The organism is Phenylobacterium sp. J367, assembly GCF_024699985.1.
GTDB lineage: Bacteria > Pseudomonadota > Alphaproteobacteria > Caulobacterales > Caulobacteraceae > Phenylobacterium.
Map to the genome: position 1 here is coordinate 440,949 of NZ_JAJONA010000001.1, position 15,382 is coordinate 456,330.

The following is a 15,382-nucleotide window of genomic DNA, read 5'->3' on the forward strand; positions in this document are numbered from 1 at the left end:
CGCCGCTCAATAGACCATCCCCTGGGCGATGGCCTTCAGCTTCTCGATCGCGCTCATCTTGTCGTCGAGGAAGTCGTGGTCGACCCACCAGTCCTCGACCTCGCGCAGCACCTGGCCGACCAGCGGCCCCTTGGGCACGCCCGACTTCAGCACGTCCTCGCCGGTCAGCGGGAAAGCCGGCGCCTGCCATCCCTCGGCGAGCGCGATCATGCCCCGCCACTGCGGCCCGACCGCCGTGCGGTTGGCCTCGGCCCAGGCGAGCTTCGCCCGGTCGCGGAAGGCCCCGTGGCCCAGCCGATAGACCGCCCGGCGGATCTCGCGCGGGCTCATCCAGCTCTTCAGCTTCGGGGTCGGCGCGGCGGCCGCCACCAGCCGGTCGCGGTCGGCGTTCGACAGCCGGAGCCGCTCGGACATCCCCGTGGCGGCGATCTGGTCCTGCGGCAGCAGCGCCGCCAGCCGCAGCACCGCGTCGGCCTCGAAAAGCTGTTCGCTCTCGATGGCCACGAGCCCCTCGAACCGCGCGAGGTTCAGCGGCCCGGGCAGCACCACCGCCAGCACGCCGGTCTCCGCCATCAGCCGCACCGCCTCGCGCGGATCGTCCGCGGCCAGGAGCTTCAGGAGTTCCGCCGAGATCCGCTCGGCCGCCAGGGTCGAGACCTGGTCCTTGTACTTGGCGATGGCCGCCAGGGCGGCGGCGTCCGGCTCGCCCTTGCCGTACCAGGCGAGGAACCGGAAGAACCGGAGCGAGCGCAGGTAGTCCTCCCGCAGCCGCATCTCGGCGTCGCCCACGAAGACGATCCGGCCGGCCCTGGCGTCGGCGACGCCGTGGCCCGTGGGGTCGTAGAGCGTGCCGTCGCGCCGGGCGTAGAGCGAGTTCAGGGTGAAGTCGCGCCGCTCGGCGTCCTCCCGCCAGTCCGTGGTGAAGGCCACCACCGCGCGGCGGCCGTCGGTCTCCACGTCGCGGCGGAGCGTCGTCACTTCGTAGGGCTTGCCGTCGGCCACCGCCGTCACCGTGCCGTGCTCGACGCCGGTCGGCACGACCTTCACGCCCGCCGCCTCCAGCGCCTTCGTCGCCGCGTCGGGCGTCAGGGTCGTGGCGATGTCCACGTCGCTGATCGGCCGCCCGATCACCGCGTTGCGCACGCAGCCGCCCACGAAGCGCGCGCTGTCCGGGCCGCCGGCGGCCTCCAGCGCGTCCATCACCCGGCGGGCTTCCGGGGTCGTCATCCAGGGGCGCTCGCCGATGGTGTCGGTCATTTCGGGGCCGGGACCTGCTGCTCGTAGTGGCCTTGCGTGACGCGGCCGTCGGACGTCACCTCGCCCGGCACATAGACCTCGCCGCGGTTGTCCCTATGGAACAGCGGCGTCGCGAGCAAGGACAGCGCCACCAGGACGAGCCCCGCGCCGGCCAGCCAGCCCCAGGGCGTCGCCCCCATCGGCCGGCCGGTCCGCTTCGCCCACCAGGCCCAAGCGAACCAGAAGAGGAAGGGGACGGCGACCAGCACCGCCCGGGTGATGAACAGCCTAAGCAACGGCGGCTCCGTAGAGCCGGTCGTAGAGGGCCCGCAGCATCCCGGCCGTCGCGCCCCAGATGAAGCGGTTCTCGTGCGTCATGGCGTAGAACCTGCGCTTCTCCCCGGTGGGAAGCTCCCTCTCATGCTCCTCGTGGTTGCCCGGGTCCATCAGGAAGCCGAACGGCGTCTCGAAGATGTCGGCCACCTCGTCCGGATTGGCCTGCAGGGTGAAGCCCGCCGAGACGAACCCCACCACCGGCACGATCAGGTAGCCGGTGCCGGTGCGGTACGGGGTCGACAGCCCCGCCAGGCTGACGTGGCGGGGATGCAGCCCGATCTCCTCCTCGGCCTCGCGCAACGCCGTCTGCCAGGGCGTCTCGCCCGGGTCCTGCCGCCCCCGGGCAGGGCGATCTGGCCGGTGTGGCGGCGAAGCGTGTCCGAGCGCCGGGTCAGCAGCACCGAATAGCCGGCTTCCCGCTCCACCAGGCCCACCAGCACGGCGGCCGGCGTCAGAGTCTGGTCCGGCGCGGACCAGCCCGGCGTCAGGTCGAAGTCCGAGCGCGTCAACCCGTTGGCCGGATCGCCGGCCTCCAGCGGATCGAGGTGGCTGCTGATCCAGTCGCGCAGTTCGGCGTAGGACGAGGAAGCCGCGTTCATGCCGCCGCCCCGATCGGGAACCAGCCGCCGCCCGAGTTCAGGCCCAGCACGCCGTCCCGCGCCTCGGCCAGCTCCACCAGCTCGTAGAACACCGCCCGCGTGATCAAGGCCTCCAGCCCGCGCCGGACCTCGACATACGGGCGCGGCTCGCCGTCCGCGCCGGTCTCCACGCGGATCGGATGCTCGGGCCCCGCCGTCACCTCGTCGCCGACGTTGGTGGTGAAGGTCAGCCCGCCGTCGCCGGCATCCACCCGCACCGCGACGAACGGCGCGTCCTCGACGCTGATCTTCAGCCTCTCGGCCGGGGTCACCAGGTAGGTCCCGTCCGGGTCCTTGCGCAGGATGGTCGAGAACAGCCGCACCAGCGCCTCGCGCCCGATCACCCCGCCCTCGTGGACCCAGCTCCCATCCTTCCGGATGACGATGTCGATCTCGCCCGAGTGCGCCGGATTCCACAGGTGCACCGGCGGCAGGCCACGCTTCGCGCCCTGCGCCCCGCCTGCGGCCTCGGCAACGCGGTCGAGCGCCTTCTGATCCCGGATGTCCGCCATCTCAGGCGAAGGTAGGCTTCGGCCGCAGGGGCCTCAAGCGCGGCTCATCGGGCCGGCCAGCGGCGCGGCGTCCGCGCGGAGCTTCAGCGCCTGCACCCGCGTCTGGTCCACCGGCCCCGGTAGCCTGATCGCCGCCGCATCGGCCGCCGTGAAGCCGAACCGCTGGAAGTAGGGCGCATCGCCCACCAGCACGACCCAGGCCTCCCCGGCCGCCTTCGCCGCGGCGCAGGCCTTCTCCACCAGCAGGCCGCCGACCCCGGCGCTCTGCTGGTCGGGATCGACCGCCAGCGGGCCCAGGAAGACCACCGTCTCCCCGCCCGCCTTCACCCGCCACATGCGCACCACGCCCACCAGGGTCTCGCCGTCGAAGGCGCAGAACGACAGCTCGGGCGCGAACTCGGCGATCTCGCGGACGCGCTCGGACACCTTCACGAACCGGCCCGGCCCGAAGGCGCGGTCGAGCAGGCCCTCGATCCGGTCGGACCAGGCGAGCTGTTCGTTTTTCAGGGTGAGCGACGGCGGCGGGGGGCAGAAGTCGACGGACATTCAGGTCTCGATGTTGCGGAGGTGGCGACGACGCGGAGCCTCAAAGCGGCTTGCCGCGCACTTCGGTTGCGCGCTCAGGCGCAGCAGGTTCGTCGCACTCGCATCGGTCGGGACCTCGCCGTGACCTTCAGGAGCGGCGCAAATAGGACCCCGGCCCCCTCGCGTCAACGCCATTGCGGCGAAAGGCGGCGCAAGGCAGGGTCCGGCGCGCATGTCGACCGAGACGCCGCTGGACCAGGTTCCCTCCGCTCGTGCGCTCCTCCGGGAGCGGGACTACCTGTTCTTCTGGGCCACCCGCTGGATGGGCAGCTTCGCCGCCCAGATCCAGTCGGTCGCCATGGGCTGGCACATGTACGTGCTGGCCCGCCACACGCGCTCGGTCGAGGAAAGCGCCCTGATGGTGGGCATGATCGGGCTGGCCGCCTTCCTGCCGGTCCTGCTGCTCACCCTGCCGGCCGGCGAGACCGCCGACCGTTACGACCGCAAGAAGGTCCTGCTGATCTGCTTCACGGGCGAGATCGCCTCGGTGCTGACGCTGGCCATCGCCGCCTGGCGCGGCACGGCCTCCGTGGGCCTGCTGCTGGTGGTCGCCGCCCTGTTCGGCGCGAGCCGCGCCTTCTTCGCCCCGGCCAACACGGCGCTCGGCCCCATGCTGGTTCCGCGCCCGCTCCTGCCCCGCGCCATCGCCTGGAATTCGCTGGCCTGGCAGAGCGCCTCGATCGCCGGCCCCGCGGTCGGCGGCCTGCTGCTGATGGCGTCTCCGGCGCATGCCTACACGACCACCTTCTTCCTCTACCTTGGCGCCGTCGTCTGCGTGCTGGCGATCCGCAAGAACGCCAGGCCCGACGTCCAGCCCGGCTCGCGATGGCAGCTCATGAAGGAGGGCCTGGCCTACGTCTGGCGCCAGAAGATCGTCTTCGGCGCCATCAGCCTCGACCTCTTCGCCGTCCTGCTGGGCGGCGCGACCGCCCTGCTCCCGGTCTTCGCCCGCGACGTGCTGCACGTGGACGCCCAGGGCTTCGGCATCCTGCGCGCGGCGCCGGCGGTCGGCGCCACGGCCATCGCGCTGTGGCTCGCCGCCAACCCGATCCGCCAGAAGGCCGGCGCCTACATGTTCGGCGGCGTCTTCCTGTTCGGCGCGGCCACCGTGGTCTTCGGCCTCTCGAAGTCGCTCTGGCTGTCGGTGGCGGCGCTGGCCGTGCTCGGCGGGGCGGACATGCTGAGCGTCTATGTCCGCCAGACGCTCGTCCAGCTCGTCACGCCCGACCACATGCGCGGCCGGGTGGCCGCCGTCTCCTCGGTGTTCATCGGCGCCTCCAACGAGCTCGGCGAGTTCGAGAGCGGCGTCGTCGCCCGCATCCTCGGCCCGGTCGGCGCGGCGGTGTTCGGCGGGGTCGGGGCCATGGCCGTCACCGGCCTCTGGGCAGTGCTGTTTCCTTCCTTGCGAAAGGCCGATCGCCTCGAATAGCGTTCGGCCATTCATTTGGGAGATAACGTTATGGGCGCATTGGAAGGGAAGGTTGTCCTCGTCACGGGCGGCGGCAACGGCATCGGGCGCGACTGCGCGCTGATCGCGGCGCAGGAAGGCGCCAAGGTGGTCGTCAACGACCTCGGCGGCGGGCTCAAGGGTGAGGACGAGGGCTCCGCGGGTCCGGCCGAGAAGGTCGCCCAGGAGATCCGCGCGGCCGGCGGCGAGGCCGTCTCCAACTCCGACAGCGTCACCAGCCTGAAGGCGGTGGAAGGCATGGTCGAGCAGGCGCGCGACACCTTCGGCGGCCTGCACGCGGTGATCAATCCGGCCGGCATCCTGCGCGACGTGATGTTCCACAAGATGAGCGAGGACGACTGGGACCGGGTCATCGACGTCCACATGCGCGGCTCGTTCAACGTGGCGCGCGCGACCATCGAGCTGTTCCGCGAGCAGAACGACGGCTCCTACATGTTCTACACCTCCACCTCGGGGCTGTTCGGCAACATCGGCCAGGCCAACTACGGCGCGGCCAAGATGGGGATCGCCGGCCTCTCGCGGATCATCGCCATGGAGGGCGCCCGCAACAACGTGCGCTCCAACTGCATCGCGCCGGTCGCCTGGACCCGCATGACCCAGTCGGTGCCGATCAAGGACGAGGCCCAGGCCGCGCGCCGCGCCGTGATGGCCGAGAAGATCCGCCCCGACCAGCCGGCCCGCTTCTCCGTGGCGCTGGCGTCGGACCAGGCCAAGCACGTCACCGGCCAGATCTTCGGGGTCTCGGGCGAGAACATCATCCTCTACTCCCAGCCCCGGCCGATCGAGACCTGCACCAAGCCGGAGGGCGAAAGCTGGACGGTGGAGAGCATCCTCAAGGAAGCCGTCCCGCAGATGGCGCCGAAGTTCTACGACCTGAACCGCGCCCCGCCCTCGGCCCAGCCGAAGCAGGCGCAACCGGCCTGAGCCGCCGCCCATCCCTCCCCTCCAGGGGAGGGTGGACGGGGCGAAGCCCCGCCGGGTGGGGGAGTCAGGTTCAGGCTCCGCTTAGGTCGGAAGGGGCGCCCTTCCGGCCCGCACGGAGCCCGGTCGCGGCTTCCCCACCCTGCTCGCTTCGCGCGCTGTCCCTCCCCTGAAGGGGGAGGGATCACAGCCGATGCCGCTGCCGCCACTCGTCGCGGGTCATCTCCCAGTAGACGCTGGCCCGCGTCGTGCCGTCGGGCTTCACCACATCGCGCTCGCCCATCCGGCGGAAGCCGGCCGCGTCGATGCCCTTCTGCGAGCGGACGTTGTCCAGCGCCGCGGTCAGGCACATCAGCCGCACGCCCAGGGTCTCGAAGATCCAGCCGAAGGTGTGCGCCATGCCGCGGCCGCCCTGCCCCTGGTTCTGCAGATCCGCGCGGATCGCGCCCGCCAGCTCGGCGGCCGACCGCTCGGGCCAGACCTCGATGTGGGAGTAGCCGGCGACCTTGCCGTGGTCGTCCAGGGTCACGAACAGCAGCGCCTCGCCGGCCAGCCGCCGGGCCTGGTTCTCGGTCACCCAGCGGGTGACGCTGTCCGCGGTGATCGGGCGCGGCAGGTCGTAGATCGGCCCCGACACCCGCTCGTCGGCCAGGAGCTCGACCAGCCCCGGCACATGCTTCAGCTCGGCATGCGCCCGGCCCATCCCCAGGCTCGCGGGATCGGCATGGCGCACGGCGTCGCGGATGGCTTCCGCCTCCTCGTGGGAGGCGTGGATCACGGTCTTCGGCGGCGCGCTCACTCGACCAGCTCTTCGCCGGCGAGGCGCAGGAGCGCCTCCCCGTCGAGGCGTCGCGTGATCCAGTCGGTCTTCGCGCTGGCGCCCAGGCTGTCGTAGAAGGCGATGGAGGGCGCGTTCCAGTCGAGCACCGCCCACTCCAGCCGGCCGAGGTCGGCCTCCACGCATCGCTGCGCCAGCCGGCGCAGCAGCGCCTTGCCGGCCCCGAGCCCGCGGGCGTCCGGCTTCACGAACAGGTCCTCGAGGTAGATCCCCGCCCGGCCCCGGAAGGTCGAGTAGTTGTAGAACCACAGCGCGAAGCCCACCGGCCGCCCATCGGCCTCGGCGATGTCGCAGAACGCCCGCGGGTTCTCGCCGAACAGGTCGCGGCGGATGTCGGCCTCGGTGGCCTCCACCTCGTGCAGCAGCCGCTCATAGTCCGCCAGGTCGCGGATGAACTGGACGATGGTCGGAACGTCCGAGACCGTCGCCACCCGGATCGTCACGCTCATCCTGCTTCGCTCCCTGCGGAGCTTCGCAGGACCCGTCCTCCGAAGCCTTGGCGAAGGAGGATCATGCGGATTCCTTGGCCGGCGCCAGGCTGACGCCCGGCGGCGGCGGCATCTGCTCGGGCACGAAGAAGTCCGGCATCAGGGGCTCGCTGGGATCCACCCGGTACTTGTCGAAGTCCCGCTCACCCTCGTCGTAGAGGAAGGTGTCGTCGATCAGGAAGTTGCCCGAGAAGCTGCGGGCGTCCTTGTTGAACACCGCATAGGCCGCGTCCGCCATGATCTCGGGCGTCCGACAGCGGCGCATCCCCTCCTCGCCGGCCAGGGCGTTCCTGATCGCCGCCGTGGCGATCCCGGTCCGGGGCCAGAGCGCGTTGAAGGCGATGCCGTCGGCCTTGAACTCCTCGGCCATGCCCAGCACGCACATGCTCATGCCGAACTTGGCCATGGTGTAGGCCACGTGCGGCCCGAACCACTTGGGCGACATGTCCAGTGGCGGCGACAGGTTCAGCACGTGCGGGTTGGCGCTGCGCTTCAGGTGCGGGATGCAGGCCCGCGAGGTGACATAGGTCCCCCGCGTGTTGATCTGGTGCATCAGGTCGTAGCGCTTCATGTCGGTCTGAAGCGTGCCGGTGAGCTGGATGGCGCTGGCGTTGTTCACGCAGATGTCGAGACCGCCGAATTGGCCGACCGTCTGCTCGACCGCCGCCTGCACGCTGGCCTCGTCGCGCACGTCGACGACCAGCGGCAGGGCCTTGCCGCCCGCCGCCTCGATCTCCTCGGCGGCGGTGTAGATCGTGCCCTCCAGCTTCGGATGCGGCTCGGCGGTCTTGGCGGCGATGGCGATGTTGGCCCCGTCGCGGGCGGCGCGCAGCGCGATCGCCAGCCCGATGCCGCGGCTGGCGCCGGTGACGAACAGGGTCTTGCCGGCGAGGCTCATCACGCGGGCTCCCGGAGCTTCTTGAAGTCCGGCGCCCGCTTCTCGGCGAAGGCCGCGAAGGCTTCCGCCGCCTCCGGCGTCTTGAGCTGGGCGGCGAACAGCCGGCCCTCCTCGGCGTAGCGCGCCTTGATCGGCTCGGCGGGCCGGCGCATCAGCGCCTTGGTCGCCGCCACGGCCGCCGGCGCCCGGGCCGCCACCGCCTCGGCCGCCGCCCGCGCCTTCGCGCGCAGCTCGCCGTTCGGCACGACCGCATTGGCGATGCCCCAGGCCTCGGCCTTCTTCGCGTCCACCGCCTCGCCCAGCACGAACATGGCGAAGGCGCGGGCGTGCCCGATCCGGGCCGGCAGCAGCATGGACGACGCCGCCTCCGGCACCAGGGCCAGGTTCACGAACGGGGTGGTCAAGAGCGCGTCCTCGGCCACGAAGACCAGGTCGCAGTGCATCAGCATGGTCACGCCCACGCCGACGGCCCGGCCGTTCACCGCCGCCACGATCGGGGTCTTGGCCCGCTCCAGCGCATTCAGCAGCGGATTGCCGCCTTCCCGCGCCTGGTTGGCGTCGCCGTCGCCCCGGTTCACGGCGGCGAAGTCGGCCAGGTCGTTGCCGGCGGTGAACATGTCGCCCTCGGCCTGGATCAGCACGCAGGCGATCGCCGGCTCGGCGTCGGCCCGGTCGATGCCGTCGGCCAGCGCCTGGTACATGGCCCGCGTCAGCGCGTTCTTCTTCTCCGGTCGGTTGAGCGTCAGCGTCAGGACTCCGCCCGACAGCTCGGCGCGCACATGCTCGGTCATCGCGGACCTCCCTTGAACTTACATCGTCAAGCTTAGCGCCTCGGTTGACACCTGGGCCAGTGACTTCGCGACCGTCATCCTAGGCCTTGTGCCTAGGATCCCTCTTGCCGCTGCAGGGCTCCGCAGAACGCGCCCGGGGACCAAGCTCGTCCTGTCAGGCTCCGCGCTGTCGAGACAGGGATCCTAGGCACAAGGCCTAGGATGACGTCTGAGACGCTGTCACGCCGGGGTGCGGTACCAGTCGACGCCCTCGGCGTCGCGCTCGCGCACCGCCTGGCCCCGGGCCACGAGGTAGTTCAGGTGCGCCAGGCTCTCGCCGGTGGCCAGCCCCAGCAGGCCCGCGTCGATCCGGCGCCGGAACAGCACCGAGAACACGTCCACCGCCCGCTTCGGCTCGGCCAGCTCCTGATGAAGGCGCGCCAGGCCGCGCTCATGGCCCTGCACCAGGTGGTCGATGCGGGCGTGCAGGCCGCGGAACGGGTCGTTGTGGGCCGGCAGCACCAGGACGTCGTCCGGCACCCGGGCCTTGATCCCCTTCAGCGAGCCCATCCAGTCGGCCAGCGGGTCGCCGTCCGGCTCGGTGGGGAAGACCGCCACGTTGGACGAGATCTTCGGCAGCACCTGGTCGCCGGAGATCAGCAGCTTCAGCTCGGGGCACCAGAGGCAGGCGTGCTCGGGGCTGTGGCCCGAGCCCACCACGACCCGCCAGTCGTGGGCGCCGATCCGCACCGTGTCGCCGTCCGACAGGCGGTGAAAGCTGTCCGGCAGGGCGTGCAGGCCCCGCCCGAAGCCGCCGAACTTGGAGCGGTAGGTCTCCAGCGCGTCCTCGTCCCAGCCGGCGGCCTTGTAGAAAGTCATGGCGTCGGCCGGCGCCTCGCGCCCGCTGTCGGCCGCCAGCGTCCGGCAGGTCAGGAACTCGAGCCTCGTGATCCACATCCGGCACTGGAACTTGCGCGTCAGCCAGCCGGCCATGCCGATGTGGTCGGGGTGCATGTGGGTGACGAACACCCGCGTCACCGGCTTGCCTTCCAGCGGGCCCTTCAGCGCCGCGCGCCAGGCGTTGGCGGTGTCCGGCCCGGCGATGCCGGTGTCGACGATGGCCCAGCCCCGAACCCCTTCAGGACTCACGTCTTCGATCGCCCAGACGTTGATAAAGGCCAGCGCCCCGCCCAGCGGCATGCGCAGCCACTTGACCCCGGCGCGATGTCGATCGCCTCCCCGGGGCCGGGCGCCTGCTCGAACGGATAGGTCAGCTTCGGCCGGTGCGGCTCAGCCCCCGCCTCGCTGGCGACCGTTTCCTCGATCCCGTCCCGCACATCCCTACTCCCGTACTCGGGCGCCATTGTCGGCCGATGCCGCGACGGGATGCAACGCCGTTTGGCCTTTCCCGACCTACCCCGTGCAGCGGAGAGGGATAGGGCTTGCCTCAGCCCCCGACGCCTTGCGCCGGTCGAACACGAAGCCGCCCTCGCCGTGCTTGCCCAGGCTGGTCCACTCGCCCTCGCCGGCCTTGTGCACGAACTGCTCGGCGACCAGCCAGGCCTTCACGGGCCTAAGGCACGCCAGGCACCCGCCGATCATCGCCGGGATGACGAGCGCGATCTGGGCCCAGACCGGCGGCTTGGCGACCACCGCCCACCACGCCCAGAGGCCGGTGACCACCACGCCCACCGCCGTCATGACGAAGAACGCCGGGCCGTCCGCCGGATCGGCGAAGGCGAAGCTCTGGCCGCACGCCTCGCAGGCGGGCGCGATGCGCAGGAAACCCGAGAACAGCTTGCCCTGGCCGCAGCGGGGGCAGCGGCAGGTCAGGCCCGCCCGGAGGGTGGAAGGCGCGTTGAAGGATTGGGTCATGGGTCCCGACAATCCGGCTTGTGATCCATACAATCTGCGCATAATGTATGCATCCGCCATGAAGGCCGCAAGCCGCCACGACCAGACCGCCCGCTGGCTGGACCGCGTCCGCCGCGACGCCGGCCCGGTTTATCTCGCCCTCGCCGACGCCTTGGCCGCCGCCATCCGGGAGGGCGAACTGCAGCCCGGCGACCGGCTGCCGCCGCAGAGGGATGTGGCCCAGCGCCTCGGCCTCGACCTCACCACCGTCACCCGCGCCTACGCCGTGGCCCGCGACCGCGGCCTGCTGGAAAGCACCGTCGGCCGCGGCGCCTTCGTCCGCGCCCGCGCCGCCGACGACGAGGCGGGCCTGGTCGACCTGACCATGAACCTGCCGCCCCCGCCGGAGGGGGTCTCGCTCGCCCGCCTGCTGGAGGAGACCGCCGCCGCCGTGCTGCGCCGCACGGACCCGGCCGCCCTGATGGCCTACCACCCCGGCGCCGGCGCGCTCGGCCAGCGGGCCGCCGGCGCCGCCTGGCTGGCCCCGGTTCTGGGCGAGGTCCCGGCCGAACGGGTGCTGGTCGCCGCCGGCGCCCAGGCCGCGCTCTGCGCCGTCCTCTCCACGGTCGCCCGGCCCGGCGACACGGTCGTCACCGAGCCCCTGACCTACCCGGGCGTGCGGACCGCCGCCGCCGAGCTCGGCCTGACGCTGGCGCCCTGCCCCGTCGACGCCGACGGGGTCCGGCCCGACGCCCTCGACCGCCTCTGCCGCGAGGCCCGGCCCCGCGCCCTCTACGTCGTGCCCACGATGCAGAACCCCACCGCCGGGACCATGCCGGACTACCGCCGCCGGGAGGTCGCCGCCGTCGCCACGGCCCATGGCCTCGCCCTCGTCGAGGACGATCCCTACAGCCGCCTGCTGGAGGCGCCGCCGCCCGCGCTCGCCCAGCTCGCGCCCGACCTCGGCTACCACATCGCCACCCTCGCCAAGACGCTCTCGCCCGGCCTGCGCCTGGCCTATGTGGTCGCCCCGCCGGGGATGGCCTCGGCCGTCGAGCAGAGCCTGCGCGCGCTGACCCTGATGCCCGCGCCGCTGATGGCCGCCGTCGTGACGAGCTGGATGCGCGAGGGCCAGGCCGAGGCCCTGCTGGCCGGCGTCCGCAAGGAAGCCCTCGCCCGGCGCGCCATCGCCGCCGAGGTCCTGCCCGCGGCCCGCGGCGCACCGGAAAGCCTGCATGTCTGGCTGGACCTGCCCGAGACCTGGAGCCCCGACCGCGTCCGCGCCGCCGCACAAGGCCGCGGCCTCGCCCTGGTCACCGCCGAAGCCTTCGCTGTCGGCGACGCCCATCCGAACGGCCTCCGCATCTCCCTCGGCGGCCCCGGCAAACGCGCCGTGCTGCAGAAGGCGCTGGCGGAAGTGGCGGCGCTGTCGGCATCTCCCTCTCCCACCGCCTAGCGAAGAGGGAAAGGGCCGCGGGGAGAGGAAATCCCTACGCCGCCAGCTTCGGGGCGAAGCGGTCCACCCAGCCCTTGAGCTGCGATTCCTGGGCGAGGCCGGACTGGCGGGCGACCACCTTGCCGCCCTGGATCACGGACAGGGCGGGGATGCCCTGGATGCCGTAGCGCTGGGCGAGCTCGGGGTTCTTGTCGACGTCCACCTTGATGAACCGCGCCTTGGGCTCCAGCCCCTTGGCGGCGCGCTCGAAGATCGGCGCCATCGCCCGGCAGGGCCCGCACCATGGCGCCCAGAAGTCCACGATCAGCGGCAGGTCGCTCTTCGCCACATGCTTGTCGAAGCGCGCCCCGTCGAGGTCCACCGGCTGGCCGGTGAACAGGGCTTCCTTGCAGCGGCCGCACTTGGCCTGCTCACCCAGGCGTTCGGCCGGGAGGCGGTTCGTTCCGTCGCAGTGCGGGCAGACGACGTGGAGGGCTTCGCCCATCACAGGTATCTCCGTTCTTTCGCGGCGACATCTGGGGAGGCCCCGGCAAGGTTCCAAGTGCGGCCGGTCGGTGCTAGGCGCGGCGCGATGTCCTCCCCGCTCCGCCTCTGGCTCTGCGCCGCCCACCACAAGGCCTTCCTGAACGGCGGCTGGGCCTTCGTCCGCGCCGCGGGCGCCGAGCGCTCCGGCGTGGCCGGCGGCGACCGCCGCACGAACCGCCTGGCCATGCTGGTCGCCGGCCTCGTGGACGCCCTCAAGGACCAGCCCTTGGGCGACGCCGTCCTCCACCTCGCCGCGGCCGACGCCGTCCTGCTGGCCCCGCTGGCCGGCGGCGAGCCGCCGAAGGACGTGGACCCCGCCGCCTACGCCCCGGCCGTCGCCGCGCTGAAGGGCCGCCCGCTCCGGCTGGTGAAGCTCGCCGATCCGGCCGGCACGCCGCTGGCCTTCGCCCAGGCCTGGGCCGACCTCGCCTCCGACAAGGCCAAGGCCACGGGCGCCTTCCGCTCGGCCATCCCCAAGCCGAACCTCGCCAAGGTCGCCGGCCTCTAAGCGGCTTCCAGCGCCGCCACCACCGCGCGCAGCCGCGCCGCCACGTCGGCCACGTCCACCGGCGTCTCCCGGGTCGCGTCGTCCACCGCCCGGGCCAGGTCGCCCAGGTCCGCCTCGCCGAACATCCCGGCCACGCCGGCCAGCCGGTGCGTCACCCCTTGCGCCTCGGCGACCTGTTCCGGCGACAGCGGCCCGGGCGCGGCGGCCATCGGGCCCAGCGCCGCCAGCGCCTCGGCCTTGCGCTCGGCGAACTTGGCCGCCAGCGCCCCGGTCACGTCGCCGCTCACGCCGGCATCGGGTCCTTGTCGGACAGCCATTCCCGGAGCGCGCGGAGGAACGGCAGGGCCTCGCGGAACTCCTTGGTCGTGAACCCCTCGCGCAGCATGTCCATCTTCGGCCGGAGGTTGGCCATGGCCTGGGCGTAGGCCTGACGCCCGCCGGGCGTCAGCCAGATGCGCTTCTTGCGGCCGTCGGTCGGGTTGTCCTCGATCTCGATCAGCTTGCGCGCGCAGAGCCGCTGCAGGGTGTTGGTCAGGCCCGAGCGGGTCATCTGCAGGGCGTCGGCGATCTGGGCCGGCGAGGAGCCGTCCCCGCGCCGCGAGAGCAGGTTCAGGACCTCCCACTGCGGGTAGTTCAGACCCACCGGCAGCTTGCGGGTGATCGAGGTCCTCACCAGATGTTCGATGTACCGGATCTCGTCGAACACCTGGATGTCCGCGTGATCCTCCGGCAGCGGAGGCATAGGCCCTCTCCATTCGATATCGAACGAAGCTAGACCATCGTTCCGCGAACGGTCAAGTTTGAAATCGAACGATGCAATTGCCGGTTGTTTCCGAAACATCTTCGCCTGTCCTCAGCACGGGCGTGCAGCATGGCCGGCCCGGCGCCGCCGGGCCATGACGTGCGAGGTAAGGAAAGCCGTTCGGCGGCGGCGCGGTCCGCTCAGTATTGCCCGTAGCGTCCGGTCACCGAATCGAGGACGCGCCTGGAATCGAAGCCCACCCCGTCCTTGAACACGATCTCGACCTTGGAGATGTCGCCGATGGTCTTCGACGGGTCGCCCTTCACCACCACCAGGTCGGCGTTCTTGCCCACGGCCAGCGAGCCGATACGGTCGGCGAGGCCCAGGTAGGTGGCGCCGTTCAGGGTGGCGATCCTGATCGCCTCCAGGGGCGTGAAGCCGGCCTCCACCAGAAGCTCGACGCCGCGCTGGTCGCCGAAGCCCGGCAGCACGCCGCCGTTGCCCGTCGGGTCGGGTCCGGCCACCAGCAGACCGCCCGCCTCGAAGAACTTCTTCTGCAGGGCCATGTCGGTCCTGAGCTGGCGGTCGGAGTCGGCGGCGCCGCGGTTGCCGGGCGCCGTGTTGCGGAGGTTGCGGTTGTAGAGATAGGCCTCGCGCGCCTCCGCGGTCATCGCCTTCATGGCCCGGGGGTCGAGCGGCGCATGGCCGGGCACGCCCTGTTCCGAGACCGGCAGGGTCGAGGTCACCGCCACCTTGTTGTCCACCAGCAGCTTGATCAGCGCGTCGGCCTCGGGCGTGTCCGGCTGCATGGCCGCCAGGGTGCGCCGCGTGGCGCCCGGCGAGCAGACGTCGGGCTTGCGGTCCGGGTCGAGCTGGCTGTTCGCCGTGAAGCCGTGCTCCAGGTTGTCGATGCCGGCGGCGACGGCTTCCGGATAGCTCACCGAGCACAGGTGGCCCGTGACCTTGATCCCGCGCTTGTGGGCCTCCTCGATCGCCGCGGCCAGTTCGGCGCGGCTGATGTGCATGTAGGCCTTGAAGGACGTGGCCCCCATGTCGGCCCAGTAGTTGACCATCCGCCGCGCATCGTCCGGGCCGGTCAGCGGGTGGATCTGGAAGAACGGCGTCGCCGCCCCGTCCAGGTAGGGCCCGGTGACGTCCAGGTGCGGGCCGATCATCTTGCCGGTGTCGATCAGCTTCTTCACGCCCAGGTCGGCGTAGGGCGACATGCTGCCCGTGGTCCGCATGGTCGTGACCCCGGCCGCCAGGTACATCCGCGGCGAGGTGAACGGCATCTCCGGGATCACCCGCGGCGGCTCGGAATGGCCATGCGCGTCGAGGTTCGGGGACGCCGTGTAGAACAGGTGGTTGTGCATCCCCACCAGCCCCGGCAGCACCGTGTGGCCGGCGAGGTCGAGCACCGTCGCGCCCTTCGGCGCCTTCAGGCTGGCGGGGCCGATGGCGGCGATCTTGCCGCCGTCCAGCACCACCGTCTGGTTCTCGCGCGCCGCCGCCCCGGTGCCGTCGATCACCCGCACGCCGCGCAGCACGACCACCGGGGCGTCGACCTTCACGTACTGCTGCAGCACGGGGTCGATCTTCGGCGGCGG

General features: G+C 71.8%; 19 protein-coding genes. 4 read left to right on the top strand and 15 right to left on the bottom strand.

Features of this window, described 5'->3' with window-relative positions:
* Nucleotides 1-6: 6 nt before the first annotated feature.
* The 5 genes from LRS04_RS02545 to LRS04_RS02565 all read right to left on the bottom strand — a co-directional run bounded on the left by LRS04_RS02545 (nt 7) and on the right by LRS04_RS02565 (nt 3,268).
* Entirely contained in the window at nt 7-1,257 is a 1,251-nt protein-coding gene (locus tag LRS04_RS02545) for a CCA tRNA nucleotidyltransferase (protein WP_257815013.1), read from the bottom strand.
* Nucleotides 1,254-1,532 (bottom strand): hypothetical protein, encoded by a 279-nt coding sequence (locus tag LRS04_RS02550; RefSeq protein WP_257815014.1) that lies wholly within the window; start codon nt 1,530-1,532, stop codon nt 1,254-1,256. The genes LRS04_RS02545 and LRS04_RS02550 overlap by 4 nt, the downstream gene beginning before the upstream one ends.
* Nucleotides 1,525-1,872, bottom strand: a complete 348-nt coding sequence (locus LRS04_RS26515; RefSeq protein ID WP_308238061.1) for a CoA pyrophosphatase — start codon at nt 1,870-1,872, stop codon at nt 1,525-1,527. Before LRS04_RS26515 ends, LRS04_RS02550 begins: the two co-directional genes overlap by 8 nt.
* A gap of 295 nt (nt 1,873-2,167) precedes the next feature.
* Nucleotides 2,168-2,722: a DUF1285 domain-containing protein gene (locus tag LRS04_RS02560; protein WP_257815015.1), complete on the bottom strand. Its 555-nt coding sequence runs from the start codon at nt 2,720-2,722 to the stop codon at nt 2,168-2,170.
* 33 nt (nt 2,723-2,755) lie between these two features.
* Nucleotides 2,756-3,268 carry a GNAT family N-acetyltransferase gene (locus LRS04_RS02565; protein ID WP_257815016.1) on the bottom strand — a complete coding sequence of 171 codons (513 nt, stop codon included), beginning with the start codon at nt 3,266-3,268 and terminating at the stop codon, nt 2,756-2,758.
* Nucleotides 3,269-3,479: 211 nt separating this feature from the next.
* Between LRS04_RS02565 and LRS04_RS02570 the strand changes: the two genes are divergently transcribed.
* Together LRS04_RS02570 and LRS04_RS02575 are read left to right on the top strand one after the other, a co-directional pair.
* Nucleotides 3,480-4,736, top strand: coding sequence for an MFS transporter (locus LRS04_RS02570; RefSeq protein ID WP_257815017.1), 1,257 nt, complete (start codon nt 3,480-3,482; stop codon nt 4,734-4,736).
* A gap of 30 nt (nt 4,737-4,766) precedes the next feature.
* On the top strand, nt 4,767-5,699 hold the full coding sequence (locus tag LRS04_RS02575; RefSeq protein ID WP_257815018.1) for an SDR family oxidoreductase: 933 nt from the start codon (nt 4,767-4,769) through the stop codon (nt 5,697-5,699).
* A 181-nt stretch (nt 5,700-5,880) separates the two neighbouring features.
* On the opposite strand, the gene LRS04_RS02580 is transcribed toward LRS04_RS02575, so the two are convergent.
* The 6 genes from LRS04_RS02580 to LRS04_RS02605 form a co-directional block, all read right to left on the bottom strand.
* The gene (locus tag LRS04_RS02580; protein ID WP_257815019.1) at nt 5,881-6,495 is read right to left on the bottom strand and encodes a GNAT family N-acetyltransferase; all 615 of its coding nucleotides are present in this window, start codon (nt 6,493-6,495) and stop codon (nt 5,881-5,883) included.
* The gene (locus LRS04_RS02585; RefSeq protein ID WP_257815020.1) at nt 6,492-6,983 is read right to left on the bottom strand and encodes a GNAT family N-acetyltransferase; all 492 of its coding nucleotides are present in this window, start codon (nt 6,981-6,983) and stop codon (nt 6,492-6,494) included. The genes LRS04_RS02580 and LRS04_RS02585 overlap by 4 nt, the downstream gene beginning before the upstream one ends.
* A 61-nt stretch (nt 6,984-7,044) precedes the next feature.
* Nucleotides 7,045-7,920, bottom strand: a complete 876-nt coding sequence (locus tag LRS04_RS02590) for an NAD(P)-dependent oxidoreductase (RefSeq protein WP_257815021.1) — start codon at nt 7,918-7,920, stop codon at nt 7,045-7,047.
* Complete coding sequence (locus tag LRS04_RS02595; protein WP_257815022.1) at nt 7,920-8,711, bottom strand: enoyl-CoA hydratase-related protein; 792 nt, start codon at nt 8,709-8,711, stop codon at nt 7,920-7,922. Before LRS04_RS02595 ends, LRS04_RS02590 begins: the two co-directional genes overlap by 1 nt.
* 219 nt (nt 8,712-8,930) lie before the next feature.
* Nucleotides 8,931-9,890, bottom strand: coding sequence for an MBL fold metallo-hydrolase (locus LRS04_RS02600; protein ID WP_257815023.1), 960 nt, complete (start codon nt 9,888-9,890; stop codon nt 8,931-8,933).
* A gap of 213 nt (nt 9,891-10,103) precedes the next feature.
* On the bottom strand, nt 10,104-10,565 hold the full coding sequence (locus tag LRS04_RS02605; RefSeq protein WP_257815024.1) for a DUF983 domain-containing protein: 462 nt from the start codon (nt 10,563-10,565) through the stop codon (nt 10,104-10,106).
* A gap of 58 nt (nt 10,566-10,623) precedes the next feature.
* Here LRS04_RS02605 and LRS04_RS02610 point away from each other — a divergent pair, with 58 nt between their 5' ends.
* On the top strand, nt 10,624-12,000 hold the full coding sequence (locus tag LRS04_RS02610) for a PLP-dependent aminotransferase family protein (protein ID WP_257815025.1): 1,377 nt from the start codon (nt 10,624-10,626) through the stop codon (nt 11,998-12,000).
* A gap of 34 nt (nt 12,001-12,034) precedes the next feature.
* On the opposite strand, the gene trxC is transcribed toward LRS04_RS02610, so the two are convergent.
* The gene (gene trxC / locus LRS04_RS02615; protein WP_257815026.1) at nt 12,035-12,484 is read right to left on the bottom strand and encodes a thioredoxin TrxC; all 450 of its coding nucleotides are present in this window, start codon (nt 12,482-12,484) and stop codon (nt 12,035-12,037) included.
* Nucleotides 12,485-12,571: 87 nt separating this feature from the next.
* Here trxC and LRS04_RS02620 point away from each other — a divergent pair, with 87 nt between their 5' ends.
* On the top strand, nt 12,572-13,033 hold the full coding sequence (locus tag LRS04_RS02620) for a ribonuclease H (protein ID WP_257815027.1): 462 nt from the start codon (nt 12,572-12,574) through the stop codon (nt 13,031-13,033).
* Here the strand turns inward: LRS04_RS02620 and LRS04_RS02625 are convergent.
* The 3 genes from LRS04_RS02625 to LRS04_RS02635 all read right to left on the bottom strand — a co-directional run bounded on the left by LRS04_RS02625 (nt 13,030) and on the right by LRS04_RS02635 (nt 15,361).
* A complete protein-coding gene (locus LRS04_RS02625) occupies nt 13,030-13,320 on the bottom strand; it encodes an Hpt domain-containing protein (protein ID WP_257815028.1) in 291 nt (96 codons plus the stop codon). The two genes, LRS04_RS02620 and LRS04_RS02625, sit on opposite strands and share 4 nt — an antisense overlap.
* The gene (locus LRS04_RS02630; protein ID WP_257815029.1) at nt 13,317-13,775 is read right to left on the bottom strand and encodes a MarR family winged helix-turn-helix transcriptional regulator; all 459 of its coding nucleotides are present in this window, start codon (nt 13,773-13,775) and stop codon (nt 13,317-13,319) included. The genes LRS04_RS02625 and LRS04_RS02630 overlap by 4 nt, the downstream gene beginning before the upstream one ends.
* Nucleotides 13,776-13,975: 200 nt before the next feature.
* Nucleotides 13,976-15,361, bottom strand: coding sequence for an amidohydrolase family protein (locus LRS04_RS02635; protein WP_257815030.1), 1,386 nt, complete (start codon nt 15,359-15,361; stop codon nt 13,976-13,978).
* Nucleotides 15,362-15,382: the final 21 nt, after the last annotated feature.

Excerpts from the sequence above, each read along its gene's own strand:
- LRS04_RS02545 (WP_257815013.1), bottom strand. The coding sequence starts at position 1,257 with ATGACCGACACCATCGGCGAGCGCCCCTGGATGACGACCCCGGAAGCC.
- LRS04_RS02560 (WP_257815015.1), bottom strand. The coding sequence starts at position 2,722 with ATGGCGGACATCCGGGATCAGAAGGCGCTCGACCGCGTTGCCGAGGCC.
- LRS04_RS02565 (WP_257815016.1), bottom strand. The coding sequence starts at position 3,268 with ATGTCCGTCGACTTCTGCCCCCCGCCGCCGTCGCTCACCCTGAAAAAC.
- LRS04_RS02570 (WP_257815017.1), top strand. The coding sequence starts at position 3,480 with ATGTCGACCGAGACGCCGCTGGACCAGGTTCCCTCCGCTCGTGCGCTC.
- LRS04_RS02575 (WP_257815018.1), top strand. The coding sequence starts at position 4,767 with ATGGGCGCATTGGAAGGGAAGGTTGTCCTCGTCACGGGCGGCGGCAAC.
- LRS04_RS02585 (WP_257815020.1), bottom strand. The coding sequence starts at position 6,983 with ATGAGCGTGACGATCCGGGTGGCGACGGTCTCGGACGTTCCGACCATC.
- LRS04_RS02590 (WP_257815021.1), bottom strand. The coding sequence starts at position 7,920 with ATGAGCCTCGCCGGCAAGACCCTGTTCGTCACCGGCGCCAGCCGCGGC.
- LRS04_RS02595 (WP_257815022.1), bottom strand. The coding sequence starts at position 8,711 with ATGACCGAGCATGTGCGCGCCGAGCTGTCGGGCGGAGTCCTGACGCTG.
- LRS04_RS02600 (WP_257815023.1), bottom strand. The coding sequence starts at position 9,890 with ATGCCGCTGGGCGGGGCGCTGGCCTTTATCAACGTCTGGGCGATCGAA.
- LRS04_RS02605 (WP_257815024.1), bottom strand. The coding sequence starts at position 10,565 with ATGACCCAATCCTTCAACGCGCCTTCCACCCTCCGGGCGGGCCTGACC.
- LRS04_RS02610 (WP_257815025.1), top strand. The coding sequence starts at position 10,624 with ATGAAGGCCGCAAGCCGCCACGACCAGACCGCCCGCTGGCTGGACCGC.
- trxC (WP_257815026.1), bottom strand. The coding sequence starts at position 12,484 with ATGGGCGAAGCCCTCCACGTCGTCTGCCCGCACTGCGACGGAACGAAC.
- LRS04_RS02620 (WP_257815027.1), top strand. The coding sequence starts at position 12,572 with ATGTCCTCCCCGCTCCGCCTCTGGCTCTGCGCCGCCCACCACAAGGCC.
- LRS04_RS02630 (WP_257815029.1), bottom strand. The coding sequence starts at position 13,775 with ATGCCTCCGCTGCCGGAGGATCACGCGGACATCCAGGTGTTCGACGAG.